We start from the raw sequence: 463 nt of genomic DNA, 5'->3' as shown, positions 1-463 counted from the left end.
GGCAAGCTGCGCAGCGTGATGGTGTGCCGTCCGGGCCTGGCCCACAAACGCCTCACCCCCGACAACTGCCACGACCTGCTGTTTGATGACGTGATCTGGGTCGAACGCGCCCAAAAAGACCACGCCTTCATGGTTGAGCAAATGCGCGCTCGCGGCATCCACGTGATCGAAGCCCACGACGCCCTGGCCCAGGTGCTGGACGACAAGGCCGCCCGCAGCTGGCTGCTGGACCGCAAGGTCAAGGCTGACAACGTCGGTATCGGCATGCTGACCGACCTGCGCAGCTGGCTGGACGAAATGCCGTCCACCCAACTGGCCGAGCACCTGATCGGCGGCATCGCCAAGTTCGAACTGCCGTTCGACCCCAAAGGCCTGTTCGGTGGCTATCTGGACCAGTCCGAATTCGTTATCCCGCCGATTCCGAACAGCCTGTTCCAGCGCGACCCGTCTTGCTGGATCTACG

1 protein-coding gene is annotated in these 463 nt (G+C 63.3%); it reads left to right on the top strand.

The window, feature by feature from the left end:
• Positions 1 to 463 (top strand): arginine deiminase family protein (locus H2Z84_RS14540; RefSeq protein WP_258869419.1); only part of this gene is annotated, 463 nt, incomplete at both ends.

Source organism: Aquitalea aquatica, assembly GCF_013911085.1.
Classification (GTDB): domain Bacteria; phylum Pseudomonadota; class Gammaproteobacteria; order Burkholderiales; family Chromobacteriaceae; genus Aquitalea; species Aquitalea aquatica.
The sequence above is the reverse complement of the archived record's forward strand: the minus strand, read 5'-3'. Positions and strand labels throughout refer to the sequence as shown.